Origin of the sequence: Saccharothrix lopnurensis (assembly GCF_042658445.1) — a bacterium.
GTDB classification, from domain to species: Bacteria; Actinomycetota; Actinomycetes; order Mycobacteriales; family Pseudonocardiaceae; genus Actinosynnema; species Actinosynnema lopnurensis.
The window spans coordinates 113,163-138,958 of record NZ_JBHSQO010000008.1 but is presented as its reverse complement, the minus strand read 5'-3'; the positions used below and the strand labels follow the sequence as shown (position 1 = coordinate 138,958).

At 73.1% G+C, this 25,796-nt stretch carries 25 protein-coding genes; 17 read left to right on the top strand and 8 right to left on the bottom strand.

Annotation, left to right across the window (positions count from 1 at the left end; translation table 11 throughout):
* Positions 1-77 precede the first annotated feature (77 nt).
* A complete protein-coding gene (locus tag ACFP3R_RS10780) occupies positions 78-158 on the top strand; it encodes a hypothetical protein (protein WP_380635265.1) in 81 nt (26 codons plus the stop codon).
* Positions 159-219: 61 nt separating this feature from the next.
* Here ACFP3R_RS10780 and ACFP3R_RS10775 read toward each other — a convergent pair whose 3' ends face one another.
* Positions 220-924 carry a hypothetical protein gene (locus tag ACFP3R_RS10775; protein WP_380635137.1) on the bottom strand — a complete coding sequence of 235 codons (705 nt, stop codon included), beginning with the start codon at positions 922-924 and terminating at the stop codon, positions 220-222.
* Between the two features lie 180 nt (positions 925-1,104).
* Here ACFP3R_RS10775 and ACFP3R_RS10770 point away from each other — a divergent pair, with 180 nt between their 5' ends.
* Together ACFP3R_RS10770 and ACFP3R_RS10765 are read left to right on the top strand one after the other, a co-directional pair.
* A complete protein-coding gene (locus tag ACFP3R_RS10770; protein ID WP_380635136.1) occupies positions 1,105-1,560 on the top strand; it encodes a GNAT family N-acetyltransferase in 456 nt (151 codons plus the stop codon).
* A 260-nt stretch (positions 1,561-1,820) separates the two neighbouring features.
* Positions 1,821-2,834: an RNA polymerase subunit sigma-70 gene (locus ACFP3R_RS10765; protein WP_380635135.1), complete on the top strand. Its 1,014-nt coding sequence runs from the start codon at positions 1,821-1,823 to the stop codon at positions 2,832-2,834.
* Between the two features lie 125 nt (positions 2,835-2,959).
* Here the strand turns inward: ACFP3R_RS10765 and ACFP3R_RS10760 are convergent, their stop codons facing one another.
* On the bottom strand, positions 2,960-3,523 hold the full coding sequence (locus ACFP3R_RS10760) for a dihydrofolate reductase family protein (protein WP_380635134.1): 564 nt from the start codon (positions 3,521-3,523) through the stop codon (positions 2,960-2,962).
* Positions 3,524-3,686: 163 nt separating this feature from the next.
* On the opposite strand from ACFP3R_RS10760, the gene ACFP3R_RS10755 reads away from it, so the two are divergent.
* From ACFP3R_RS10755 to ACFP3R_RS10740, 4 genes are all read left to right on the top strand, one after another.
* On the top strand, positions 3,687-4,031 hold the full coding sequence (locus ACFP3R_RS10755; protein WP_380635132.1) for a YciI family protein: 345 nt from the start codon (positions 3,687-3,689) through the stop codon (positions 4,029-4,031).
* 1 nt (position 4,032) lies between these two features.
* Positions 4,033-5,238: an RNA polymerase sigma factor gene (locus tag ACFP3R_RS10750; RefSeq protein WP_380635131.1), complete on the top strand. Its 1,206-nt coding sequence runs from the start codon at positions 4,033-4,035 to the stop codon at positions 5,236-5,238.
* Between the two features lie 96 nt (positions 5,239-5,334).
* The gene (locus ACFP3R_RS10745) at positions 5,335-5,937 is read left to right on the top strand and encodes a class I SAM-dependent DNA methyltransferase (RefSeq protein ID WP_380635130.1); all 603 of its coding nucleotides are present in this window, start codon (positions 5,335-5,337) and stop codon (positions 5,935-5,937) included.
* A 78-nt stretch (positions 5,938-6,015) separates the two neighbouring features.
* Positions 6,016-6,591, top strand: a complete 576-nt coding sequence (locus ACFP3R_RS10740) for a pyridoxamine 5'-phosphate oxidase family protein (RefSeq protein ID WP_380635128.1) — start codon at positions 6,016-6,018, stop codon at positions 6,589-6,591.
* A 154-nt stretch (positions 6,592-6,745) separates the two neighbouring features.
* Here the strand turns inward: ACFP3R_RS10740 and ACFP3R_RS10735 are convergent, their stop codons facing one another.
* Complete coding sequence (locus ACFP3R_RS10735) at positions 6,746-7,312, bottom strand: choice-of-anchor K domain-containing protein (protein ID WP_380635127.1); 567 nt, start codon at positions 7,310-7,312, stop codon at positions 6,746-6,748.
* Between the two features lie 97 nt (positions 7,313-7,409).
* Here ACFP3R_RS10735 and ACFP3R_RS10730 point away from each other — a divergent pair, with 97 nt between their 5' ends.
* The 7 genes from ACFP3R_RS10730 to ACFP3R_RS10700 all read left to right on the top strand — a co-directional run bounded on the left by ACFP3R_RS10730 (position 7,410) and on the right by ACFP3R_RS10700 (position 14,938).
* Entirely contained in the window at positions 7,410-7,538 is a 129-nt protein-coding gene (locus tag ACFP3R_RS10730; RefSeq protein WP_380635126.1) for a hypothetical protein, read from the top strand.
* Positions 7,539-7,660: 122 nt separating this feature from the next.
* The gene (locus tag ACFP3R_RS10725) at positions 7,661-8,164 is read left to right on the top strand and encodes an NADAR family protein (RefSeq protein ID WP_380635125.1); all 504 of its coding nucleotides are present in this window, start codon (positions 7,661-7,663) and stop codon (positions 8,162-8,164) included.
* A gap of 179 nt (positions 8,165-8,343) precedes the next feature.
* Positions 8,344-9,627, top strand: coding sequence for a hypothetical protein (locus tag ACFP3R_RS10720; RefSeq protein WP_380635124.1), 1,284 nt, complete (start codon positions 8,344-8,346; stop codon positions 9,625-9,627).
* The gene (locus ACFP3R_RS10715; protein WP_380635123.1) at positions 9,624-10,592 is read left to right on the top strand and encodes a glutamate ABC transporter substrate-binding protein; all 969 of its coding nucleotides are present in this window, start codon (positions 9,624-9,626) and stop codon (positions 10,590-10,592) included. The genes ACFP3R_RS10720 and ACFP3R_RS10715 overlap by 4 nt, the downstream gene beginning before the upstream one ends.
* Positions 10,593-10,677: 85 nt before the next feature.
* Entirely contained in the window at positions 10,678-13,140 is a 2,463-nt protein-coding gene (locus ACFP3R_RS10710) for a serine/threonine-protein kinase (protein ID WP_380635122.1), read from the top strand.
* Positions 13,141-13,222: 82 nt separating this feature from the next.
* Positions 13,223-14,131, top strand: coding sequence for a protein phosphatase 2C domain-containing protein (locus ACFP3R_RS10705; RefSeq protein WP_380635121.1), 909 nt, complete (start codon positions 13,223-13,225; stop codon positions 14,129-14,131).
* Between the two features lie 321 nt (positions 14,132-14,452).
* Positions 14,453-14,938: a MarR family winged helix-turn-helix transcriptional regulator gene (locus ACFP3R_RS10700; RefSeq protein WP_380635119.1), complete on the top strand. Its 486-nt coding sequence runs from the start codon at positions 14,453-14,455 to the stop codon at positions 14,936-14,938.
* Between the two features lie 88 nt (positions 14,939-15,026).
* Here ACFP3R_RS10700 and hrpA read toward each other — a convergent pair whose 3' ends face one another.
* Entirely contained in the window at positions 15,027-18,929 is a 3,903-nt protein-coding gene (gene hrpA, locus ACFP3R_RS10695) for an ATP-dependent RNA helicase HrpA (protein WP_380635118.1), read from the bottom strand.
* Positions 18,930-18,993: 64 nt separating this feature from the next.
* A complete protein-coding gene (locus ACFP3R_RS10690; protein WP_380635263.1) occupies positions 18,994-19,767 on the bottom strand; it encodes an isocitrate lyase/PEP mutase family protein in 774 nt (257 codons plus the stop codon).
* A 181-nt stretch (positions 19,768-19,948) separates the two neighbouring features.
* On the opposite strand from ACFP3R_RS10690, the gene ACFP3R_RS10685 reads away from it, so the two are divergent.
* Entirely contained in the window at positions 19,949-20,923 is a 975-nt protein-coding gene (locus tag ACFP3R_RS10685; RefSeq protein ID WP_380635116.1) for a beta propeller repeat protein, read from the top strand.
* On the opposite strand, the gene ACFP3R_RS10680 is transcribed toward ACFP3R_RS10685, so the two are convergent.
* Positions 20,877-21,269, bottom strand: coding sequence for a hypothetical protein (locus tag ACFP3R_RS10680; RefSeq protein ID WP_380635115.1), 393 nt, complete (start codon positions 21,267-21,269; stop codon positions 20,877-20,879). The genes ACFP3R_RS10685 and ACFP3R_RS10680 overlap by 47 nt on opposite strands.
* A 188-nt stretch (positions 21,270-21,457) precedes the next feature.
* Between ACFP3R_RS10680 and ACFP3R_RS10675 the strand changes: the two genes are divergently transcribed.
* A complete protein-coding gene (locus tag ACFP3R_RS10675; protein ID WP_380635114.1) occupies positions 21,458-21,907 on the top strand; it encodes a hypothetical protein in 450 nt (149 codons plus the stop codon).
* Positions 21,904-23,985 (top strand): M48 family metalloprotease, encoded by a 2,082-nt coding sequence (locus ACFP3R_RS10670; RefSeq protein WP_380635112.1) that lies wholly within the window; start codon positions 21,904-21,906, stop codon positions 23,983-23,985. Before ACFP3R_RS10675 ends, ACFP3R_RS10670 begins: the two co-directional genes overlap by 4 nt.
* 261 nt (positions 23,986-24,246) lie before the next feature.
* Here the strand turns inward: ACFP3R_RS10670 and ACFP3R_RS10665 are convergent, their stop codons facing one another.
* Both ACFP3R_RS10665 and ACFP3R_RS10660 read right to left on the bottom strand, forming a co-directional pair.
* Positions 24,247-24,591 carry an ArsR/SmtB family transcription factor gene (locus tag ACFP3R_RS10665; protein ID WP_380635111.1) on the bottom strand — a complete coding sequence of 115 codons (345 nt, stop codon included), beginning with the start codon at positions 24,589-24,591 and terminating at the stop codon, positions 24,247-24,249.
* 506 nt (positions 24,592-25,097) lie between these two features.
* Positions 25,098-25,793: a histidine phosphatase family protein gene (locus ACFP3R_RS10660; RefSeq protein WP_380635109.1), complete on the bottom strand. Its 696-nt coding sequence runs from the start codon at positions 25,791-25,793 to the stop codon at positions 25,098-25,100.
* Positions 25,794-25,796 lie beyond the last annotated feature (3 nt).

Here is a 25,796-nt window from a genome sequence, read left to right as displayed (position 1 = left end):
GCCTCGGTGGCCAGGGCGATGGCCGTGACGAGGTCGAATCCGGTGCCCTCCGCCCCGTCGTCGACACCGTCTTTCCGATGGACCGCACCACCGACGCCCACCGCGCCGTCGAGGCCGGCGGTGTCCACGGCACGCACGTCATCGACGTATCGGCATGATCACCACCGCGTCCGTGCCCCCGCCGCACTCCGGCGAGGACACGGACCCGATGAGGTCCGGTCAGAGGCGTGGCAGGTAGGCGGCGACCTCGGCGATGGCGTCGAGGGTGTCGTGGTCGAACTGCCCGCCGGGGCCGTTCTCGGCCTCGGCGACGGTGACACCGGCGTTGTCGCGGTCGCTGCCGTAGCGCAGCCCGGTGTAGGTGATCCCGCCCAGTTCCAGCAACTCGCCGCCCAGCGGGGTGATGTCGCCGCTGCCGTGGACCTCCATCAGGTCCTCGAACTCGCGGGCCTCGCGTGAGCCGGTCAGACCGACCCAGGCCACCGAGACCACCGCGGTGTTGCCCGCCTCGTCGGCCACCGCGAACAGCACCCGTTCCAGGTGGGTGCAGCGGTGGGTGGTGAAGAACTGCCGCACCTGCCCGAAGGAGACCGCGACGCACTCGGCCTGCTGCTTGGCGGTGCGCTTGAGCTGCCGCAGCCCCATCCGCTGCCACGCGCCCTCGACCTCACCGCGCCGGGCGGCCTTCTGCCCCTCGGACCTGCGGGCCCGCAGCTGCCCCGACGAACCGCCCAGGCGCACCGAGCCCACCCCGACCTCGGCCGCCGTTCCCGCCGCCCCGGCCCCGGTGCCGACCGCGCCCACTCCCCCGCCGGAGGCGAAGACGCCCAGCGCGACCGCCCCGGCGGCCACCACGCCGGCACCGCCCTTCTTGCCCCTGATCGGTCTGACCCGTCCCTGCGGGTCGGTGAAGAAGCCCGACATGGTCCACCCCTGGATGAAGTTCGGCCGACCGGCCCTTGTGCTCGGTCGTGCGCGCAGCGTAGCGGTGGGGTCCGACACTTCCGGGCGGTGCGCGTCGATGAGACGCACGTGGTTGAACCGGGCACCGAATGGAAATCTTCGGCTCGTCTCCCTCCCCACGCACAGTCAGGCGGTGGCCGCATGATCGTCCCCCTGGACATGACCGACGACACCACGGTGTCGGCGGTCCACGAGATCGCCCGCCAGTCCTACGCCGTGGAGGCCGAGCTGATCGGCACCACGTCCATCCCCGCCCTGAACGAGACCGCCGAGGACGTCAGGACGCTGCCGCTGCGCTGGCTGGGCGGCTACGTCGACAACGAGCTGGTGGCGTTCGTCGGGTACGCGCGGGTCGACGGGGTGCTCGACATCGACCGCCTGTGCGTGACGCCCAGCCACTTCCGGCTCGGGTTCGCCCGGCGCCTGGTGGAGCAGGTGCTGGCCGAGGGCGGGCCGGCGATCGTGTCGACGGGCGCCGCGAACGCCGCCGCGATCGAGCTCTACGAGGGGCTGGGGTTCCGGCTGGTCGACACGGTGGTGCTGGAGGGCGGCCTGCGGATCGCCCAGTTCGGGCACCCCGGGCTGGTGCCGGGCTGACCCGGGGGCTGGTGTGCACCTCCGGGCCGGCCCGGCACGTCGGTGTTCGCGGTGGCGGCGAGGACCGGACCGGTCGTCTCGCTGACCGGTGGCCACCGCGACGACGGCAGGCTTTGAGGGTGTCCTGGGCGCCGAGACCAACGCCCAGCCGCGCCGGCCCACGGCGAACGGCCCGGTGCCGGCGGCTCCACCGATCAGGAATCCTCCGCCACGTCGTCAGTTGTGTCAGCCCTCTCGCACCGGTGGAAGGATTGACGACCATGACCGACGACAGGCTGTCGGGTGATGACGAGGCCACGTTCATCGCGGCGGCTCGTTCAGGCGACACGGCGCGGTTCGCGCTCCTCACGGAACGCCACCGGCGTGAGCTCCAGGTGCACTGCTACCGGATGCTCGCGAACTACGAGGACGCCCAGGACCTGACGCAGGAGACGTTCCTGCGGGCGTGGAACAAGCGGGAGTCGTTCAAGGGCCACGCGACGCTGCGGACCTGGCTCTACCGGATCGCGACGAACGCCTGCCTCGACTTCCTGGAGAAGCGCAACGACCGCACACCCGTGCCGTCCGGGCTGTCGGACTCCGGCTCCGAGGTGCTGTACCTACAGCCCTACCCCGATCGGATGCTCCCCGAGGACCCGCAGGAATCGGTGGTGGCGCGGGAGACCATCGAGCTGGCTTTCATCGTCGCGGTCCAGCACCTGCCGCCGCGGCAGCGGGCGGTGCTCGTCCTGCGCGACGTCCTCGGCTGGCCGGCGTCGAAGACCGCCGACTCCCTCGACCTGACCATCGCCTCGGTGACCAGCGCGCTGCAACGGGCACGGGTGACGATGCGCGAGCGGCTGCCCGACCGCCGGCTCGACTGGCGGAGCCCCGCCACCCACGAACTGTCGGATGACGAGCGCGGCGCGGTGAAGTCCTACATCGACGCCCACGAGCGCAACGACCTCGACGGGCTGATGTCCCTGCTGCGCGACGACCTGCGCTTCGCGATGCTGCCCGAGTCGGGTACCTCGGTCGTGACGGCCCGGGAGGCGGTGGACGGTTGGGTCTCCGGTGGGCTCTTCCGGCGCGGTCACGACGACTGGCGCGGTGTCGCCACGACGGTCAACCGGATGCCCGCCGCCCTGCTGTACCTCCGCGCCCCCGACGAGCCTGGGCACCGGCTGTTCGCCATCGCGGTCCTGCGCGTCATCGACGGGAAGATCGCCGAGCTCACCGGCTTCGACGCCACCGACAAACAATGGCTGGACCTGCTCCCGACACCGACCGGCTGAACACCAACGCGGACACCACCGCCCCGCCGGCGTCGCCCGCGGGGCGTCTTCACGTCCCGGAGAACACGGCGGGGAGGGGTGCCTCACAGCCGACCAGCCTCACGAGCCGAGCACCTGGCCCGTGCTCAGCGCCTCGTCTCGTAGCGCGTCAGCACCACGCCGCCGGGACACGTCCGGGTCTCCACCAGTTCCAGGTTCACCCAGCGGTCCACCACCGTGAAGAACGGCGTGCCACCGCCGACCAGGACCGGGTGGGTCGCCAGTTGGTACTCGTCGACCAGCCCGGCCCGCGCGGCGGCCCCGGCGAGCGCCGCGCCGCCGATGCTCATCGGGCCGCCGTCCTCGGCCTTGAGCCGGGTGATCTCGGCGACCGCGTCGCCGGTGACCAGGCGGGTGTTCCAGTCGACCTCGTCGACCGTCGAGGAGAACACCACCTTCGGCGTGTCCCGCCAGTTCCGCGCGAACTCGACCTCCGCCGACGTGGCGTCGGGCCGCTGGTCGCCGGTCGGCCAGTGGGAGCTCATCGTCTTCCAGAGCTTCCGCCCGTACAGCATCAGGTCGATCCCCAGCTCCCGGTCGAGCCACCACCGGAACAGCTCGTCGCTCGGCACACTCCAGCCGATGTCGTCGCCGGGCGCGGCGATGTAGCCGTCCAGGGTCACGTTCATGCCGAAGATCAGTTTCCGCATCGTGCCAACCTCCCGTGAGTCGATCTCACACGTACCGACGGGCGCGGCGCGGGAACCTGATCGGTGCGGAGGGTTCGTCCGAGAATTTTTCGCCCGTGGTGTCGATCCGGTCGGGGGTCGTTCGTGTAGAAGGCGGGACAACCCCCGACACGGAGGAGCCGACATGACGAACTACCTGCTCAGCGTGGTCCAGCCGACCGGCGGCGTGCCCGACCCGGACGTGCTGGCGAAGATCATGGTCGACGTGGGCGCGGTCAACGAGCAGATGCGGCAGGCCGGCGTGTGGGTGTTCGGCGGGGGTCTGCACCTCCCCGACACCGCCACCACCCTGCGCCCGGACGGCAGGGGCGACGTGCTGGTGATCGACGGCCCGTACGTCGAGACCAAGGAGTACCTCGGCGGCTTCACGATCATCGACGTGCCGGACCTGGACGCGGCGCTGGACTGGGGTCGCAGGCTCCAGTCCGCGATCACCCTGCCGATCGAGGTCCGGCCCTTCCGGGACTGACGTGTCCGAGGTCGAGCGGGTCTTCCGGGCCGAGCACGGCCGGTCGGTGGCGGTCCTGGTCCGCGTCTTCGGCGACGTCGACATCGCCGAGGAGGCGGTTCAGGACGCGTTCGCCGAGGCCGTGCGCCGGTGGCCGGAGACGGGCGTGCCGCCGAGCCCGGTGGGCTGGATCATCACCACCGCCCGCAACCGGGCGATCGACCGGCTGCGCCGGGAGTCCTCGCGCGAGGACCGGCACGTCCAGGCCGTCCTGCTGCGCGCGGACGGCGAACCGGCGGAGGAGGACGTGGTGGGCGACGAGCGGTTGAGGCTGATCTTCACCTGCTGCCACCCGGCGCTGAACCCGGCGGCGCGGGTGGCGTTGACGCTGCGCCTGCTGGGCGGGCTGTCCACGGCCGAGATCGCGCGGGCGTTCCTGGTGCCCGAGGCGACCATGGCGCAGCGCCTGGTGCGGGCCAAGGCGAAGATCCGCGACGCGCGCATCCCCTACCGGGTGCCCGACGAGGCCGAGTTGCCCGACCGGCTGCGGGCCGTGCTCGCGGTGCTCTACCTGGTGTTCAACGAGGGCTACTCGGCGGGCTCGGGCGAGGGGCTGGTGCGCGACGGGCTGTGCGCGGAGGCGGTGCGGCTCGGGCGGGTGCTGGTGCGGCTGATGCCCGACGAGCCCGAGGCGGTCGGGCTGCTGGCGCTGATGCTGTTCCTGCGCTCGCGGCAGGGGGCGCGCACCGGGCCGGGTGGCGAACTCGTGCGGCTGGCCGACCAGGACCGGTCGCGGTGGGACGGGGCGCTGGTGGAGGAGGCGCGGGAGCTGGTGCGGTGGTGCCTGCGGCGCGGCCGACCCGGGCCCTACCAGGTGCAGGCGGCGATCAACGCCGTGCACAGCGACCCGCCGCCCACCGACTGGGCTCAGGTGGTGCTGCTCTACGACCACCTGATGGCGTTGACGCCGACGCCGGTGGTGGCGCTCAACCGGGCCGTGGCGGTGGCCGAGGTGTCCGGCCCGGCAGCGGGGTTGGCGCTGGTGGACGGGCTGGAGCTGGAGGACTACCACCTGTTCCACGCCACCCGGGCCGACCTGCTGCGCCGCCTGGACCGGCCCGCGGAGGCCGCCGCGGCCTACGGGCGGGCGCTGGCGCTGGCGGGCAACACCGCCGAGCGGGAGCTGCTGCGCCGCGCGCTGGGCGCGGTCGTCGCGCCGGGGGGATGACCGGGCCGCGTTGGGAGGATGTCGGCGCCGGGGCTTGATCGTCTCCGCCCCGGAGGGTCGCCGTCGGCGTGTTTTCGACCTGGGGGATCTGTGTCGGTGGATGACGTGAGGGACGCGTACGGGCGGCTGGCGGAGGAGTACGCCGAGCTGGCCTTCTCCGCGGAGGGGATGCCCGAGCCGGACGTGGGGCTGGTGTCCCGGTGGGCCGAGGAGGTGTCCGGGCGCGTCGTCGACGCGGGGTGCGGGCCGGGGCACTGGACCGACTTCCTGCGCGGGCGGGGCTGCGACGTCGAGGGCGTGGACCTCGTGCCGCGCTTCGTCGACATGGCCCGCTCGCGGTTCCCCGACAGCTCCTTCCGCGTCGGCCGGCTGGACGAGCTGGGCGTGCCCGACCGCTCGCTGGGCGGGATCCTGTCGTGGTACTCGATCATCCACACCGCCCCGGAGGACGTGCCCCGCGTGCTCGGGGAGTTCGCGCGGTGCCTGCGCGGGGGCGGTGGCCTGGTGCTCGGCCTGGTCGAGGGCCCCCGGGTCGAGCCGTTCCCGCACGCCGTGGTCACCGCCTACCACTGGCCGGTCGAGGAGATGTCGCGGCGCCTGGCGGAGGCGGGTTTCCGGGTGGAGGCGACGACGAGCCGCGTCGATCCGGGCAAACGCCCCTACGCCGCCATCGTCGCGCGGCGCGTCCCCGAGGTCTGACCGATCGCCGGCGACGGGTTCGCACCGGAGCGTGGAAGTGCGTCGTCACCCGCCGCCCGGCCGGTGGATACTGCCCCCATGGGCAAGACCTACGAGCGGATCGAAGGCCGGCTGAAGGACTTCATCGAGGCGCAGCCGCTGTTCTTCACGGCCAGCGCGCCGCTGGCGGCCGACGGGCACGTGAACCTGTCGCCCAAGGGGCGCCGGGGCACCTGGCGGGTGCTCGACGAGCACCGGGTGGCCTTCCTCGACTTCGGCGGCAGCCACGCGGAGACCCTCGCGCACCTGCGGGAGAACGGGCGGATCACGCTCATGTGGTGCGCCTTCGACGGCCCGCCGAACATCGTGCGCGTGCACGGCACCGGCGAGCCGGTCTTCCGCGACGACCCGCGCTTCCCCGACCTGGTCGCCGGGTTCGGCGACGCCGACGGGCCCGGACTGCGGGCCGTTGTGGTGGTCACCGCGAAGCTGATCACCGACACCTGCGGGTTCGCCGTGCCGTTCCTGGACTACCGGGGCGAGCGCGCGCTGCACGCGGACTACTTCGGCCGCAAGACCGACGAGGAGTTCGCGGCCTACTGCGAGTCCAAGGACCACAACGGGGTGAGCATCGACGGCCTGCCCGCGCTGCCCCTGCCGCTGCCGCCCAGGTAGAACGACCGCGGGGCGGCCGAGCGGGCGGCACTCGCCGCGCTCGGTCGCGCCGGCCTCGGCCGCGGTGGTCGGCCTCGCCGGGGTCCGGCGCGGCGAGCCCGTGGCGGACGGGGCGGCCACGACCGGCGTCGTCTCCGGCGCACCGACCGGCGGTTCAGCCACCGACCAACGGGTTGGTCCGCTCGAACCTGGCGATGATGTCGGCCTCGTTGTGCTTGCCCTCAGCGCTGAGGAATTGGGGAAGCGGTTCGCCGTGGCCGCCCACCAGGAAACCGACGATCGACACCTTGTACTCGATACCTTCGATGTGCACGATCTCGTTTCCGGAGACCTCCGGCAATTTGACCTTGTCGTCCACGTAACCAGGTGAGTTGACGGTTTCGACATGAGAGAAAACGACGGTGCACCTGTGCTTGGTGCCATCGTCCCTGAACTCGATGTCGACCTCGAGAGTCGCCTGGAACTCCGTTTGCTGCCCCATTAAGATCACGTAGTTGTGGTGCGTGAACGTGCCCAGCGTGACCTCGAACTTGTTGCTGCCGTCGTGTTTCGTGTGAGCGAGGGCGCCGGTGAACTCGTACTCGCTCCGCCCGGCGTTCGGGTCACCCGTGGCCGGGACGCCCCATTTGATGTGATCGCTGTCCAGACCGTCGAGCTTCATCTCGGGCGTGTTCGGGTCGACTGAGATCCACTTGCCGATAGTGCGAATTTGGTCCACCACGAGGCGCTCCTTGCGCTTGGGTTCTCCACGAACGAGGTATGCGCCAACAGTGGTGCGTGCACGAGCGCATCCGCATCAACCGAACGGGTGATCATCTGTGACGGTCCCGGATCCACTGCCTGATCTCCGGCACCCCGGAACGGCTCTCGCCAAGACCGCCGAGACCCTCCGGCACGTCGAGGTCGAGCGCGCCCGCGGCAAGGTCGTGCTCGTGGTCCCGAACTGAGGGGCCGCGCCCGGGTCGGATCGCCCCCGAAGGACAAATGCCGAAGGGCAGATCCCGGGGGGCAAATCCGGGGGGCAAATCCGCTTCTGCTCGCGGATGCCGGTGTGGCATCGTCCCGCGGCATGGCGACGGACCACCTGTTCTTCTGGGGGCACGAGACGCGGCCGGGCGCGCCGGTGGGCAGGCAGTGCCTGAGCCAGTGGTACGAGGCGCCGTTCACCGAGGACGGCCGCACCTACTCGACGGCCGAGCACCACATGATGGTCGGCAAGGCGCTGCTGTTCGGCGACGAGCACACCGCCCGCCGGGTGCTCGCCGCCCGCACGCCCGCCGAGGCGAAGTCGCTGGGCCGCCAGGTGCGCGGGTTCGACGAGGACACGTGGGTGGCCAACCGGGTGGACGTGGTCGTGCGCGCGAACCTGGCGAAGTTCGGCGCGCACGACGAGCTGCGGGCCTACCTGCTCTCGACCGGCGACCGGGCGCTGGTGGAGGCCAGCCCGGTGGACCGGATCTGGGGCATCGGGCTGGCCGCCGACGACGAGCGGGCGCGGGACCCGGCCTCCTGGCGTGGCCTGAACCTGCTGGGCGAGGCGCTGATGACCGTGCGTGCCCGGCTGCGGGGGTGAGCGCGCGCCGGGTCGGGGCGTGAGCGCGGTCTCGCCGCGGGTGACGCCGGCCCCCTCGACCACGAACCGGTGACGGGTGGTGGACCGGCCCCGCGCAGCACGCCCCCGAGCGGCCGTTCCCGATCTACGCTGGCGCCTGCGGGAAGGGTGACGCCGATCACCCCGGGAAGGGGGCGGTCGTGCTGGTCGGGGCTCAACCGGATCGGGGCGGGCTGCGCCGGGTGACCGGCCTGGCCCGCACCACGCCCGGCCGGTTGAGCCTGCTCGCCCTGTTGCTGGTCGTGGTGTCCCTGCTGGTCGGCGGCCTGACCGCGGCGTCGGTGCAGCGCCGCTCCGCCGCCCTGGAGACCCTGGCCGACCGCAGCGAGCCGCTGGCGTTCGCCGCCCAGGAGGTCTACCGGGCGATGGCCGACGCGGACGCCACCGCCGCCGGGGCGTTCCTGTCCGGCGGCGTGGAGTCGGCGGCCCTGCGGCAGCGGTACGAGCAGGACGTGGCCGAGGCGGCGGCCGCGCTGTCCGCGGCGACCGCCGGGGCCACCCGCTCCCCGGAGCTGACCGCCGCGCTGGCCACGCTGTCGGGGCGGCTGCCGGTCTACACCGGGCTGGTCGAGACCGCCCGCACCCACAACCGGCAGGGCAACCCGGTGGGTGCGGCCTACCTGCGGCAGGCGTCGCACCTGATGCGGTCGGAGCTGCTGCCCACCGCGCGGGAGCTGTACCGGGTGGAGACAGGCAACGTGGTGCGCGACCTGGACCGCGCCGGGTCGCTGCCGTGGCCGGAGCTGCTGCTGGGGGTGGCCGCGCTGGTGGCGCTGGTGCTCGCCCAGCGCTGGCTGACCCGCCGCACCAACCGGGTGCTCAACCCGGGCCTGGTGGTGGCCACCGCGCTGAGCGCGGTCTCGCTGGTGTGGGTGCCGGCGGCCGTCCTGCCGGCGGTCCACCACTCGGCGGCGAGCAGGGACGGGGCCGCGCTGGTGGACGTGCTGGCGCGGGCGCGGATCACCACCCTGACCGCGCGCGGCGACGAGATGCTGACGCTGGTGGCGCGCGGCAGCGGCGCGGACTACGAGGCCGCCTTCGTCGACCGGGACGGGCAGCTGGCCGACCTGCTGGAGCAGGCCCGGCAGCGGACCGGCGCGCCGCCGGTGGTGGCGGCGCTGGAGCACCACGAGCGGTGGCGGGAGGTGCACCGGCGGGTGCGCGAGGCCGACGACCGGGGCGACTACACGACCGCCGTGGCGCTCGCGCTCGGCCACGCCGAGGGCGGCGCGGCCACCGCGTTCGACGCCCTCGACGACGCCCTGGTGGCGGCCATCGGGGCGTCGCGGGCGCGGCTGACCGACACGATCGGCCGGGCGCGGGGCGCGCTGGGCGGCGCGGTGCCCGGGGTGGTGCTGCTGGCGCTGCTCACGGCGGTGGCCACCACGTCCGGGCTGTGGCAGCGGCTCAAGGAGTACCGATGAGGCGGGGGTGGCCGGTCGCGGTCCTGCTCGCGGCGCTGCTGGCGGGGTGCTCGCCCGTGCCCAGCGCCGCGCCGCCGATCGTGGGTTCCTCGCCGGTGGCGCCGTGGCCCGCGGGGGCGTCGGAGCTGACCGGGCCGCCGTCGTCGACGACCGCGGCGCCCGAGTCGTGCGACCCGACGGCCAGCCTGCGCCCCTCGGGTCCGCTGCCGCCGGTCGGGCAGGTGCCCGCCGGGTCGACCGTGGACCGCATCCGGGCGCGCGGCAGGCTGATCGCGGGCGTGGACCAGAACACCTACCTGATGGGGTTCCGCAACCCGTTCTCCGGCGAGCTGGAGGGCTTCGACGTGGACATGGTCCGCGAGGTCGCGCGGGCCGTCCTGGGGGACCCGGGCGCGGTCCAGTTCAAGGTGCTGACCTCCGAGCAGCGCATCCCGGCGCTGGTGGAGCGCAGGGTGGACGTCGTGGTGCGCACCATGACGGTCACCTGCGAGCGGTGGCGGCAGGTCGCCTTCTCCACCGTCTACCACCAGGCCGGGCAGCGGGTCCTGGTGCCGGTGGACTCGGGGGCGACCGGCATCGGGTCGCTGGGCGGGCGGCGGGTGTGCGCGACCAGGGGGTCCAGCTCGCTGGCGAACGTGGCCGCGGCGGCGTCCCGGCCGGTCCCGGTGTCGGTGCCGGACTGGACGGACTGCCTGGTGATGCTCCAGCAGGGGCAGGTCGACGCGATCTCCACCGACGACACGATCCTGGCCGGGTTCGCCGCGCAGGACCCTTACACGAAGGTGGTGGGCCCGCAGTTCACCGCCGAGCCGTACGGGATGGCCTTCCCCCGGGCTGACGAGGACTTCGTGCGGTTCACCAACGCGCTGCTGGAGCGGCTGCGCGCGGACGGCACGTGGGCGGCGATCCACCGGCGCTGGCTCGGTGAGCCGCCGGCCCCGCCCGTCGCGGTGTACCGGGACTGACCGTGGGCGGCGGGGCACTCGCGTGGAGGCGGGAGCGTTCTTCCTGTGTGGCGGTGAGCGCGGTGCCGGCGAGGACGGAGGCCCGATGAGGACGTGCCCGAGGTCCGGCTGCGGTGGGGCGGTCGACGGCGACGGCCGCTGCGAGGCGTGCGGGGTGGAGGCCCCGGTCCTGGTCAGGACGATGCCGAGCCCGGCACCGGGGGACGCGCGGCCGGCTCCGGCGGCGAGGTCCGGGGCAGCGGCGGGGGCGCGGGTCGGGACCGGTCCGGCCACCCGGCCCGGCTCCCTGGTCGACCCGGAGACCGTTGACCCGGTGGCCGATTCGGCAGCCGGCTCGGTGACCGGTGCGGCGACCGCCTCCGCGACCGGTGCGGCGACCGGTGCGCACACGGGCCCCGCCACCGGTCCGGGCACCGCGCCGTGGTCGGCGAGCGCGCCGTCGGGCGGTCGGGCGCGGCGGACGTCGGCCTCGACCCTCTCGTCGGGGCGCGGCCGGTTGGGCGCGGGGCTGGTGGAGGTGCCGCGGGTGCCCTACCGGGACCCGAAGACGGCCGTGCTGGCGAACCCGGAGGTGCCCGAGGCCAAGCGGTTCTGCTCCGGCTGCGGCAAGGAGGTCGGGCGCGCCCGGGAGGGGCGGCCGGGTCGGGTGGAGGGGTTCTGCGCGCACTGCGGCCACCGCTACTCCTTCACCCCGAAGCTGGCGCCCGGCGAGGTCCTGCACGGCCAGTACGAGGTGCTGGGCTGCCTGGCGCACGGCGGCCTGGGCTGGGTGTACCTGGCGGCCGACCACGCGGTCAACGACCGGTGGGTGGTGCTCAAGGGCCTGCTGGACTCCGGTGACGCCGACGCGATGGCCGCGGCGATCGCCGAGCGGCGGTTCCTGGCCGAGGTGGAGCACCCGAACATCGTCAAGATCCACAACTTCGTGCGGCACGCCGACCGGCGCACCGGCGAGCTGGTCGACTACATCGTCATGGAGTACGTCGGCGGCACCTCCGTCAAGGAGATGCTCGACGCGGTGCGCGCCGACGGCGCCGGGACCGGGTCGCTGCCGCCCGCGCAGGCCATCGCCTACGCGCTGGAGGTGCTGCCCGCGCTGGGCTACCTGCACGGGGTGGGCCTGCTGTACTGCGATTTCAAACCGGACAACGTGATCCAGACCGAGGAGCAGCTCAAGCTGATCGACCTGGGCGCGGTGCGGCGCGCGGACGACCGCCACTCCCCCATCTACGGCACCCTGGGCTACCAGGCGCCCGAGATCGGCTCGGTGGGCCCGTCGGTGGCCTCCGACCTGTACACGGTGGGCCGGGCGCTGGCCGTGATGGCCCTCCGGTTCGACTTCCGCCGCGCCCACCGGGAGTCGCTGCCCCCGCCGGCGGAGCAGCCGCTGCTGCGCGAGCACGACTCGCTGCGCCGGTTCCTGGCCCGCGCCGCGCACCGGGACCCGGACCAGCGGTTCGCCACCGCCGAGGAGATGGCCGAGCAGCTGACCGGGGTGCTGCGGGAGGTGCTGGCGCAGCAGGACGACGTGCCGCGGCCGGGGTTGTCGCGGCAGTTCACGCCGGAGCGGCGGGCGTTCGGCACCGAGGTCACCGGGACCGGGCGGGAGCCGGCCGCGCGGGCGGTGGCGTCGGGGCTGCCGGTGCCGCAGGTGGACACCTCCGACCCGGCGGCGGGGTTCCTGGCCACGGCGGCGGGCGGTGACCCGGACCAGACGGTGACCGCGCTGCGCGCCGCGCCGGTGCGCACGGTGGAGGTGCGGTTGCAGGTGGTGCGGGCGCTGGTGGAGGCCGGGCGGGTGGTCGAGGCGGCGGCGGAGCTGGACGAGCTGACCGCGGTGCCCTGGCCCTCCTCGCGGTTCGACCCCGACGACCCGGAGGAGCCCGCGCCGGACGACTGGCGGCCCGGCTGGTACCGCGGGGTGGTGGCGCTGGTCGACGGCCGCCCGGGGGCGGCGCGGGCGGCGTTCGAGCAGGTGTGCGACGTGCTGCCGGGCGAGGCGGCGCCGAAGCTGGCGGCGGCGGTGTGCGCGGAGCTGGCCGGCGAGCCGGACGCGGCGGCCCGGGGCTACCGGGTCGTGTGGCGCACGGACCACTCGTACGTGTCGGCGGCGTTCGGGTTGGCGCGGGTGCTGGCGGCGCGCGGCGACCGGGAGGCGGCGGTGGAGGTGCTGCACTCGGTGCCGGACACCTCGGTCCACCACGTGGCCGCGCAGGTGGCGGCGGTGCGGGTGCAGGCGGTGGGCGGGTTGGCGGACGTGGTGGCGGCCGGGGCGCGGCTGGCGGCGGTGGAGCTGGACGTGGCGCGGCGGGCGGTGCTGACCGCCGAACTGCTGGGGGTGGCGTTGGAGTTGCTGCCCGACGGCACCGCGGCGCGGGGTGGGAAGCTGCCGGGTGGGAGGCTGCTGGGGTGCGAGCTGGACGAGGTGGGGCTGCGGTTGGGCCTGGAGCGCTGCTACCGGCAGCTGGCCCGGCTGGCGGACACCGCCGCGGAGCGGATCGCCCTGGTGGACCTGGCCAACGCGGTGCGGCCCAGGACGGTGGTGTGACGGTGGCGCCCGGACCGGTGGCGCCCGGACGAGCGGTATTCGGACGAGTGGTACCCGGAACGGTGGATCGCAGGATGACGGCATGACGAAGGACTCCCCGAGGGACGCGTGCCCGGAGTGCGCGGCTCCGGTCACCCCGCAGGACCGCTTCTGCGAGGCGTGCGGGCGCAACCTGCGCGTGCGGCGGACGCCCGTGGGCGGGCCGGGGACGGTCGAGGCGCGCGACCGGGTGGAGTTCGCGCTGCCCGGGGTGGCCGGGGTGAGCGACCGGGGCCGGCGGCGGCGCCGCAACGAGGACTCCATGGCGTTCGGGCGGGTCCGGGGCCGCGGGGTCGCGGTGGTGGTGTGCGACGGGGTGGCGTCCTCCGAGCGGGCCGAGCAGGCGTCGCAGGTCGCCGTGGACACGGCGGTGGACGTGCTGCTGAGCGGGTTGCGGGCGGGTGCGGACGCGGAGGTGTCCACCGCGGACGCGGTGGCGGCGGCGAACGCGGAGGTGGCCGGGTTGGCGCGGCCGGAGGCGCCGGAGGTCGCGCCGTCGTGCACGTTCGTCTCGGCGGTGGTCAGCGACGACACGGCCACCGTGGGGTGGGTCGGGGACAGCCGCGCCTACCTGGTGGCCGGGTCCGGCGCGGCGCGGTTGACCGTGGACGACACGTGGGCGGCGCAGCTGGTGGCGGAGGGCGTGCTGACCGAGGCGCAGGCGCTGACCGACCGGCGGGCGCACGTGCTGTCGCGGTGGCTGGGCGCGGACGCGGGACCGGTGGAGCCGCAGGCGGTGACCTTCCGGGTGGAGACGCCGGGGCTGCTGGTGCTGTGCAGCGACGGGCTGTGGAACTACCTGCCGGAGCCGGAGGACCTGGTGGCGGCCCTGCCGCGCGGGGTGCCGCCGGCGGAGGTGGCGCGGGGGCTGGTCGAGGTCGCGCTGGAGGCCGGGGGGCACGACAACATCACGGTGGCCGTCGTGCAGCTGCGGGGCGGGCCCGGCGCCTGAGCCCGACCGGCCGGCCGGGTGCGGCCCCCCGGCTGGTGGTGCCGCCGGGCGGCCCAGTGCCGTGTCCGCCGTCGCGGGGGTTTTCCGCCGTAACGCCGACGCGGGAGTCGATCACCTGCCTACGGTGGTCACGTGCGGATCACAGGGGGGACCGCCGCCCTGGTCACGGGGCCGGCGGCGATTGTTGTCACCTGTGGAGCCGCTACCGGCTGGTGTGGCCGCTGCTGGTGGTGCACGGCGCGGTCAACTCGGTGCCGATCCTGCTCGGCGTCCTGCTCCGGTGAGCACCGAAACGGATGTGCGGACTCCTTGGAGGGGTTGATGGCCGATGCGGTTGACCTGGTGCTGGCCCAGTGGTCGGTGCAGCGCCCGGACGTGGACACCTCGCCGATGGCGGTGCTGTCGCGGGTGACGCGCCTGTCGCGGCTGCTGGAGCGCGAGCTGCGCGAGTTCCTGGCGCACTACGACCTGGAGCCCGGCGAGTTCGACGTGCTGACCACGCTGCGGCGGGCCGGCCCGACGCACGGCATGACCGCCGGCGCGTTCCTGTCCGCGTCGCTGGTCACGGCGGGCGCGATCACCAACCGGATCGACCGGATGGAGGTCAAGGGCCTGGTGGAGCGGGTGGCCGACCCGGCGGACCGGCGGGTGGTGCGGATCAAGCTGACGCCGCGGGGGCGGGAGCTGGTGGACGGGATGCTGGGCGAGCACGTCGCGCACTACGCGCGGCTGCTGGAACCGTTGGACGACCGGACCAGGCTGGTGGTCGCCGACGCGCTGCGGACGCTTCTGGAGGTGTGCGAGTGACGACGCGGGAACCGCTGCGCCCGGGGCCTGCCGCCGGGCTGCCGACCGGGGTGGTGTGCCCGCTGCGCGCAGCGGGCACACCACCCCGTCAGCGGGGCACGGCGTCGAGGGCCTTGTAGATCCGCTTGTCGGAGACGGTGTAGCGGGTGCCGATGGTCTGGGCGAAGTAGCTCAACCGCAGCTCCTCGATCATCCACCGCACCTCGTCCAGCTCCTCGTGCGGCTCGTCGGCGGGCAGGGCGGCGCGCAGCTCCCGGTACTCGGCGTGGACCTCGTGGACGCGGTCCATCCACTCGCGGTCGCGGTCGAGGTTGTGCGGCAGCTTCTCCAGCCGGCGGGCGATGCCCTGGAGGTAGCGGTGCACGTCGGCCAGCCGGTCGGCACCCGCGCCGGTGACGAAACCGGGGTGCACCAGGCCCGCGAGCTGGGCCCGGACGTCGGCCACGGACGCGTCGAACACCGCGCCGCGCACCGCGCCGATGCGCAGCTCCACGTCCTGGGCGGCCTCCAGCACCCGCCGCACCTGGTGCACCACCTCGAAGGTGGTCTCGCCCAGGCCGCGGCGGACCAGGTCGGTGAGCTTCGCGAAGTCCTGCTCGTTCCACACCGGGCCGCCGGCGTCGCGCAGCAGCTTGTCCGCGGCGGCGGCGATGCAGTCGGCCAGCAGCGGGGCGACGCCGCCGTGCGGGTTGCGGGTCAGGGCGAGCTTCTCGGCGTTGTTCAGGCCGCGCTGGAGCGACTTGACCGGTGAGGGCACGCCGAGCAGCAGCAACCGGCGGGTGCCGCGCCACATGGCGTGCCGCTGCCGTCCCGGGGTGTCGAGGATCTCCACGGCCACCGACTCGCCCTTGTCGACCAGCGCGGGGTAGGCGGTGACCACGATGCCGGAGCGGCGGCTCTGCACGGTGCGCGGCAGGTCGCCGATGTCCCAGCGGGTCAGGCCGGTGCGGGCGAGGTTGCTCGCGGCGGCGGCCAGCGACTCCCGCAGCTGCCCGCGCAGCCCGGCCTTGAGCGCGGCCAGGTCCTTGCCGGTGGCCAGCTCGCGGCCGTCCTCGTCCAGGACGCGGAAGGTGAGCTTGAGGTGCTCGGGCACCTGCCCCAGCTGCCACTCGTGGCGGTGCACCACCACACCGGTCAGGCGGCGCAGTTCGCGCTCCAGGGCCGGCAGCACCGGCTCGTCGGGGTCCATGCCGCTCAGGGCCGCGGCGGCGACGTCGGGCACGGGCACGAAGTTGCGGCGGACGGGCTTGGGCAGCGACCGGATCAGCGACACCACCAGCTCGGTGCGCATCCCGGGCACCTGCCAGGACAGCGCGTCGTCGGGCAGGGCGGTCAGCGCCGGCAGCGGCAGGGCGACGGTGATGCCGTCGACCGGCGCGCCGGGCTCGAACCGGTAGGTCAGCGGCAGGCTCAGCCCACCGCGGCGCAGCTCGTCGGGGTACGCCTCCGGGGTGATGTCGGCGCGCTCGTTGACCAGCATCGCCCGGTCGAAGGTGAGCAGGTCCGGCTGCTCGCGGCGGGTCTTCTTCCACCACGTGTCGAAGTGGCGGACCGAGACGACGTCGGCGGGCACGCGCTGGTCGTAGAAGTCGTAGACGACCTCCTCGTCCACCGCGATGTCGCGGCGGCGGGCCCGGTTCTCCAGCTCCTCCACCTCGGCCAGCAGCTCCCGGTTGCGGCGGACGAACTCGTGGTGCGTGGTCCACTCCCCCTGCACCAGGGCGTGGCGCAGGAACAGCTCGCGCGACAGCCCGGGGTCGATGCGCCCGTAGTCGACCTTGCGGGAGGTCACGATCGGCACCCCGTAGAGGGTCACCCTCTCCAGCGCCACCACCGCGCCGCGCCGGGCCTCCCAGTGGGGCTCGCTGTAGGTGCGCTTGACCAGGTGCCCGCCCAGCTTCTCGGCCCACTCGGGCTCGATCTTCGCCACGATCCGGCCCCACAGCCGGGAGGTCTCCACCAGCTCGGCGGCCATGACCCACTGCGGCGGGGTGCGGAACAGCGCCGAACCGGGGAAGATCGCGAACTTGGCGTTGCGGGCGCCCAGGTACTCGGTGGCGGCCCGCTTGCCCGGCTCGCGCTTGGGCACGTCCTTGAGCCCGATGTGCGACAGCAGGCCCGACAGCAGCGACAGGTGGACGTTGCGCGGGTCGGCGGGCTGCTCGTTGACGTGCACCCCGAGGGTCTTGGCGACCTGCCGCAGCTGCTGGTAGACGTCCTGCCACTCGCGCACGCGCAGGTAGTTGAGGAACTCGGCGCGGCACAGCCTGCGGAACTGGTTGCTCGACAGCTCCTTCTGCCGCTCCCGCACGTACTGCCACAGGTTGAGGTAGGCCACGAAGTCCGAACCGGGGTCCTTGAACCGGCCGTGCTGCTCGTCGGCGGCCTGCTGCTTGTCGCTGGGCCGCTCCCGCGGGTCCTGGATGGACAGCGCGGCGGCGATGACCATCACCTCGCGGACGCAGCCGTTCGCGTCGGCCTCGACGACCATGCGCGCCAGCCTCGGGTCGACGGGCAGCTGGGCGAGCTTGCGACCCAGCGGGGTGAGCTTCTGCTCGGCGGGCACCATCGCGCCCAGCTCCTGGAGCAGCTGCACGCCGTCGGCGATGTTGCGCGACTCGGGCGGGTCGATGAACGGGAACGCGGCGATGTCGCCCAGCCCGATCGAGGTCATCTGGAGGATGACCGAGGCGAGGTTCGTGCGCAGGATCTCCGGATCGGTGAACTCCGGCCGCGCGTCGAAGTCGTCCTCGGCGTAGAGGCGGACGCAGATGCCCTCCGAGACGCGACCGCAGCGGCCCTTGCGCTGGTTGGCCGACGCCTGCGAGATCGGCTCGATCGGCAGCCGCTGCACCTTGAGGCGGTGGCTGTAGCGGGAGACGCGGGCGGTGCCGGGGTCGACGACGTACTTGATGCCCGGCACGGTCAGCGAGGTCTCGGCCACGTTGGTGGCCAGCACCACGCGACGCCCCGAGTGGGGCTGGAACACCCGGTGCTGCTCACCGAAGGACAACCGCGCGTACAGCGGCAGCACCTCGGTGTCGCGCAGGTCCAGCGCGGCCAGGGCGTCGGCGGTGTCGCGGATCTCGCGCTCGCCCGACAGGAACACCAGCACGTCGCCGGGCCCCTCGGCCTGGAGCTCGCGCACGGCGTCGCAGATGGCCCCGGTCTGGTCGCGGTCGGGGTCGGCGTCCGGGTCGTCGGGGTCGACGACCGGGCGGTAGCGGACCTCGACGGGGTAGGTGCGGCCCGAGACCTCGATGATCGGGGCGTCGCCGAAGTGGCGGGAGAACCGCTCCGGGTCGATGGTGGCCGAGGTGATGACGACCTTGAGGTCCGGGCGGCGGGGCAGCAGCTGCTTGAGGTAGCCCAGCAGGAAGTCGACGTTGAGGCTGCGCTCGTGGGCCTCGTCGATGATGATCGTGTCGTAGCGCGACAGCATCCGGTCGCCCTGGAGCTCGGCGAGCAGGATGCCGTCGGTCATGAGCTTGACCAGCGTGTCGTCGCCGGACTGGTCGGTGAACCGGACCTTGTAGCCCACCGCGCTGCCCAACCGCGTGTCCAGCTCCTGGGCGACCCGCTCGGCCACGGTGCGCGCGGCCAGCCGGCGCGGCTGGGTATGGCCGATCTGACCCAGCACGCCGCGACCCAGCTCCAGGCAGATCTTGGGCAGCTGGGTCGTCTTGCCCGAACCGGTCTCGCCGGCCACGATCACCACCTGGTGGTCGCGGATGAGCGCGGCGATGTCGTCCTTGCGGGCGCTGACCGGCAGCTCGGCCGGATAGGTGATCTTGGGCACCGCCTCGCGGCGCAGCGCCACCTTCAGCTCGGCGGCCTCGATCTCGGCCTCGATCTCGGCGTGGACGGCCGCCCGCGCCCGGTCGTCGCGGACCTTGCGGGCCCCGTCCAGGCGGCGCCCCAGCCGCCGCTGGTCCCGCGTCATCAGGTCGGGCAGTCGTTTACGCAGGTCAGCGTGCGAGGTGGTACTCATTTGGTGTCAAGGATATCCGGCAGGTGGGACAGGGGCCGACGGATTAACCGCCGGCCCCCGCCGCTCACCCCGGGTAGGGGCTCCGACCGGCACGCAGGTCGGCGGCCAGCTCGCCCAGCCGGGCCATCAGCAACCGGTGCAGCCCGGGGCCGAGGCTGACCCGCGCCACACCCAGCCCGGCGGCCTCGACCGGGGTCGGCGAGCCGGGCACGTGCAGGTGGTTGACCGGTCCGCCGACCTCCCGCACGAACGCCGCGAGGTGCCCGGCGGGCATGGTGATGGGGTAGACGCAGTCCGCGCCGGCGCCCAGGTACGCCCTGGCGCGCCGCACGGCCTCCTCGAACGCCGCGCCGGTCCCGCCGCCGGGAACCCCGGGCCCGGCGGTCCCCGGGTCCAGGGCGAACACGTCGACCCGCGCGTTGATCACCAGCCCGGGGTCCGCCGCGCGCACCGCCGCCAGGAACTCGACCTGCTCGGCCACGTCCACCAGCCGCCCCGTCCCCGGGTCCGAGTCCTCCAGGTTGCAGCCGACCGCGCCCGCCTCCGCCAACCGCTCCGCGATCACCTCGGGCGGCAACCCGTAACCGCGCTCGACGTCGGCCGTCACCGGCACCCCCACCGCCGCGGCCACCCGGCGGACCGCCGCGAACGCCTCGTCCGCGGGCACGCCGTGGCCGTCGGGGTAGCCCAGGGCGGCCGACACCGCGGCACTGGCGGTCGCCACGGCGGGAAAACCCGCCCCGACCAGGACCCGCGCCGAGGCGGCGTCCCACACGTTGGGCAGCACCAAGGGGTCCCCTGGCACGTGCAGCCCGCGCAGCAGCCGGGCGCCGGTCATCGTTTCGATCACCACCCGATCATCCGGCACCGCGACCGGCACGGCCCGGCGAGCGCGCCAACCCCGAACCCACGCGCCCGCCACGACCACAAACCGCCGTTCGGCGGATGGCGCACCGGCGCACCTCCCGATCTGCTGGACCACGCGATGAGTCGGGGGACCCATCGACGGGGGAGTTGGTTTGTTCCGACCGGAGCCGGTGCCCGTGCTGCCGCCCAGCACCGCACTGGCCGACCTGGCGACCGCGGGCGAGGACCACGCCTGGCTGGTCGGCACCACCGGCGTGTTCACCAGCCGACCCTCCACCCCGCTGGTCCTGCGCTGGACCGGCGACACCTGGCACGAGGAACCGCTCCCCGACCTGCCCGCGCCCGCCAGCCTCGCCGGCGTCACCGCCACCGCGCCCGACGACGTGTGGGCCGTGGGCAACAGCGGCGGCCGCCCCCTGGTCCTGCACTACGACGGCACCACCTGGCGCACCCTGGACACACCACCCATGACCTGGGCCAAGGCCATCGCCGCCGTCGGCCCCGACGACGTCCACGTGGTCGGCGCCGGCCGCGACGGGCTCCACTGGAACGGCACCACCTGGCACGCGCGCACCGTCCTGTCCTCCGCCCGCGAGAACCTCCAGACCCTCACCCCCACCGGCGACGGCCGGCTCTGGGCGGGAGGAGGCGGCCTCGCCGGCGTCGGCGCCGCCCGCTACGAGTACCCCGTCCTCGTCCGCTGGGACGGCCACACCTGGCACGACCTGCCGGGACCCCACCTCGAACGCGGCCACGTCGCCCGCCTGGCCGCCGCCGCGCCCGACGACGTCTGGCTGGCCCACGCCCGCGACACCCACGAACTGCGCCTGCACCGCTGGACCGGCTCGGCCTGGCACGAGGTCCCCTCCCCCGACGCCCCCGACCGCCTCAGCCTGCACGGCGTCGCCGCAGGCTGGACCTGGGGCGTCCGCGCCGGCCACCGCAGCTTCGACACCCGCCCCGCCTTCCACCGCTGGACCGGCGCCGACTGGGCACCCGTGCCGCTGCCCGACGACCTCGCCGGCACCTCCGCCTCCCACGTCGGCCTCACCACCACCGGCGCCACCACCTGGGCCTACCTCAAGACCGCGGTCGGCGTCCACGTCCTGCGCCACACCGCCCCGTGACGCCCGACCCGGGCACCCGTGCCGCCGCTGCCGCTACGGGGGTCCCGTAGTACTCGGGAAATTTCGGGCGGATATGGCTGACCTCGGGTGATGGGTGGTTGCGGCCGTGTTCGGCCAGGGCCCGGTAGATGCCGGCCACGCTGGGGTGCTGCCCCTTGCGTTTGCCGGTGGGGATGATCAGGTCGGGGCGGATGTCTTCGACGGCGGTGTCGTAGTCGCCCAGGACGCGGGCGATGCTGATCAGGTACAGCCCATCCTCGGTGGGCCGAACACGGTGAACCGGTGGTTGGGTCGGCGCCGAGGCGGTAGCGGTGTAGGCGGCGGTGGACAGCAGCGCCCCGTACACCGACAGGTGGCCCGGGCCGCGGTGCAGGTCGGTTGCAGGGCGGCGGCGGTGTCGACGGCCAGGCGCTGCGCGGTGTCGGCGTATCCGGCGCGTGGCGTCTGTTCGAGTGCTCTCGTGGTGATCGGCGTCCGCCTGACGTCATCTCTCGGAATGATCGGCCGATGGCACCTGATAATAGGCGGGGCTTCGTGGCCGCCGACGGCATCGAAACCAGGCTCGGTCGTCGCATCGTGTCCGAGCTCGCCCCGGACGAGATGGCGTTGTTCGAGCAGACCTGGCAGGTACTCGGACGTAATCCCGGCCGGCGGAGCCGACGTCGCGAGGAACCGCTCGGGTTCGGCTTGCCGGAGGCGGGAGAGGTGATGATCACCGCGATCGCCTCGGGAGTTGTGCTGGCGGTAGTCAAGGATCTGAGCAAGGACTTCGGTTCCTGGTCGGGCCGGATTCTGGCTCGGGTCTTTCGGCGCAAGGCGAAAGCGTTACCGGAGCTGCCACTTCAGTTGTCCCCGGCACGGATGCAGGAGATCCGGGCCGTCGCCTACCGCAGGGCGCGCAAGCTTGGTATGTCCGATGCCAAGGCGAACGCGCTGGCGGACGCGCTGATCAGCGAACTGGTCACCGGCGAGGGGCGCTCGTGACGCCGCCGCGTCGACAACCGAGCCCGTTCCTGCTGGCTTCCGGCACCAGTTCCGCATTCGTCCTGCTGATCTGTGTCGTGTTCACGATCCCGACGGTGTGGCACCCTGCCCTTTTCGGCGTGCTGTCCACCGGGAGCGGAGGCAGATCGCCGAGTGAGCGGGTCGAGTACGCGCGGTGCATGGCCGCGATATTCGCAGAGCCGGGCCAGATTCGCGAGCCGTCGCCCGAGTGCGTGGCGATCGTCAACACCCAGCTTGACTCGCGGGTGGCCATCCTGCTCGTGTTCGCGATCCTGTGTCTGCTGACGGCGGCACAGTACTGGTTCGGGCCGGTCTGGCGGATGCGCCGGCGGCGGCTGCGACCGATCGACCGGGACACCTTTCCCCAGCTGTGCGCGGAACTCGATCGCATCACGAACGAATTCCTCCCCGGCCGCCGCGTGGAGTTCCTGCTCGATATTGTCAATCCGGCTGTCGATGGTCTTGCCTTCGGCCGGGTCGGCCGCCGCCGTATCGTGCTCAGCCGGGGCATGCTGACCCTGTTCGACCATGACTTCCGCCTATTCCGCGCGGTCCTGCTGCACGAACTGGCACACGTGCGCAACCGTGACCTGGACATCACCGCCGTCGTCCTCGCAGCATGGCGCTCGTTTCTCGTGGTGATCCTCGTACCCGGCTCGTTGGGTGCCGCCGCCGGGATCGTCATCGGCATGCCGCCGTTCATCGGCGGCGCCCAGCAGGCGTTCGTGTCCGGACCATGGCTGTCGTGGGTGTTCGCCGCCCAGCTCGCCGCTCTGGCCGGCTTGGCCTGGCTCACCCGCTACAGCGTGCTCCAAGCCCGTGAACTGCATGCGGACGCGCGAGTGCTGACCTGGTGGCCCGACGCCACCGCACCGCTGCGGCGGTTGTTCGACGCGGCACCGAAACGCCAATGGTCGCTTGCCGAGCTACGCCGTCGCACCCACCCCCACGTCCGGACCCGAACGGTTGCGCTGACCGACTACGGTCCGCTGCTGCGTCAGGACCTCGCTTTCTCCTTCGCCCTCGGCGCCTGCTTCTCACTCAGCATGGACGCGGCAACCTCGCTGACGGGGTCACTCCGACAGGACAGGTTCTACTGGCCTGCCGAGGCGTTCGTCCTCGTACTAACCATCGCGCTCGGGATCCGGGCTCTGCGCGCGGCGGTCTACGCCGACGCGACCAAGACCCGGGGCGGCGTCGTGGGCCGCCTCGGTCTCGCCGTCGGTCTGCCGACCGGTTGGGCGCTGGGACCGAGCCGGATGTCCGACCACGCCATGGCCCCGTTCCCCGTAGACATCCAACTGGCAGCTCTCCTGGTGCTCGCCGCGGCGGGGTGGCTGCTGGGAATGTGGATAGAGCGGGTAATGGCGGTGTGGGCGCCGAAAGTGCTCGCCTCCGACCATCCCGCGCGCGTCGCCGCAGTGCCCATCGCGTTCGTCGTCATGGTCGTGGTGCTGGCAGCCAGAACCGTGTACGAAACCCAGTACATGGTGATCGTCGCCTATATCACACAGGTACCGGCGGTTTCCAATCCACTTCTACTAGTGCTGGCCACGGCACGGCTGTACCTCTACACCCACTTCGTCATCTCCGGCTGGTTACCGGTCGCGGTCGGGTTGCTCGTCCTCCCGTTGGTGATCGGCCGTTCCCGAACGGCCAGTGCGATGCCCACTCCCACTCGGGAGCGTCCGTGGCTTCTCGCGTTCGCTTCGATCCGCGCCGGAGTGTATGCGGGCGGGCTGTCGTTTTTTCTATGGCGGGCGGTCGACCGGCTCGAAACCGCCACCGAGTCCGTCCGAGCTGATCCGATCGCACTGGTCTGTAGCATCGGCGCCGGACTCGCTGCGGCGGTGGCGATCTGGGCGCGAACCGCGCCGGCGGCCAAAGGTGTCATGGCCACGTTGGTGACCGGAGTACTCACGGTGGGTCTGCTGGCCATGCTTGTATCGATTCCCTGGACGCTTGTGCTGTTCCTGATCGGGCGCGTGCTGGAGGCTGCTCTGCTGGCTGCGCTGATCACCGCCGGACTTCGGCGCTACCTGCGACCCGTGGCGTAGCCAGCCGTTCTCCGGCGGTGCCTGTCGAGGCCGGGCAGCATCTATCGACGAAGTCGTCGTTTCCTGCCCTCCTACTACCGGAATTCCTGGTCGTCATCGGTGTCGGTGATCGCGACGGTGCGGTGCCAACGGTGGTCGGGTGCGCCCACGCGACCGGGTTAGGTGGGTACAGCTCGGGCATCGTGGCCGCGATCTCCGGTGAGACGTCGGCGGCCCGGGTCTACAGCCCCTGCTCCAGGACGACCCGAAATTCCCCGAGTACTACGGGGAGGGCCGGCCCTGGTCGTCCCCACGCGGCCGGCCGGGTACCACCGCGCGCGTGATCGACTCCAGCACGCCGGGGAACCGGCGCTCCATCTCCTCGTGCCGCAGCTCGTGCGTGCGGTAGCTGCCCTGCGGCGTCACGCGCAGCACACCGGCCTCGCGGAGCACCTTCAGGTGGTGCGAGAGCGTCGACATGCCGACCGGCACGTCGAACTGCCCGCACACGATCCCGCCCGAGCGGGCGAGCTCGGCCACTATCCGCAGCCGGACCGGGTCCGCGAGTGCGCTGAGCACGGTCGAGAGCGGGATGTTCGCCACGTCCGGGTGTTGTAGGGCGCGCACGGGTGAGCATCGTAGTTCCCACTGTCAAGGTTTTTCTTCAGCCAACACTGAAGTCTCTATGCTCAATAGAGTGAACTTCGCCCCCGATCGGTGGACGGGCGAGGATGGCGTCGGATTGTGACCGAAAGCGCACGGTGCGCTGTTAACTGTAAACAGGGCCGGTTCTTCCGGCGTGGACCACCCGGATCAGCGCACTACGCTGCCCGTCGGCTTGCCACGATTTGTTTCCACGGTGTTTCCACGTGCTTTGAGCTGCGGTTTTGGCCGGTTTTCCGGGCCGTGGCAGGGAGCTGACCTGCGCCGGCCCTCCCCCGCTGCCGCCGGGTCACCCGAGAAGAGAGCATTTACCCGGGCATTAACGCCAATACGATCGACACCACGAGGCCGCTCGCCGCCCGGCCGAGCGCACCGTGGCCCCGGACCACCCTGCACCGTCCGGGGCCACGCACCGCTCCAGGGACCCCCACCGGGAGAACCCCTGCCGGGAACCTCGCCGCGAACCGCCGCTACGGGCCGGTGCCGCCGCCCACCACCGCGTCGGAGGACGGCGCCTCCCCCTTCTCCTCCGCCGGCGGCACGAGGCCGCTCAGGTCACCGCCGTTGTCGTTGACGCGCAGCACGAACGGCCGGGTCGCGGTGTACTGGACCACCGACACCGAGGCGGGGTCGACGACGATGCGCTGGAACCCGTCCAGGTGCACGCCCAGGGCGTCGGCCAGCACCGCCTTGATGACGTCGCCGTGGCTGCACGCCACCCACACCGCGCGCGGGCCGTGCTCGGCGGTGACGCGGGCGTCGTGGGCCCTGATCGCCGCCACGGCGCGCGCCTGCACGACCGCCAGGCCCTCGCCGCCGGGGAACACCGCGGCGGACGGGTGCTGCTGCACGACCGCCCACAGGGGTTCGCCGTAGAGGTCCTTGAGGGGGCGGCCGGTCCAGTCGCCGTAGTCGACCTCGGCCAGCGCCGGCTCGACCGCGGGGTCGAGGCCGCGGGCGGCGAGCAGGGGCGCGAGGGTCTGCCGGCAGCGCTCCAGCGGTGAGCTGACCACCGCGTCCACGGGCAGGGCCGCCAGGCGGTCGACGAGCCCGGCGGCCTGGCGCTCGCCCTCCTCGGACAGCGCCACGCCGGGTTGGCGCCCCGCGAGCACGCCCGCCCCGTTGGCGGTGGACCGGGCGTGTCGCAGCAAGATCACGGTAGCCACCCG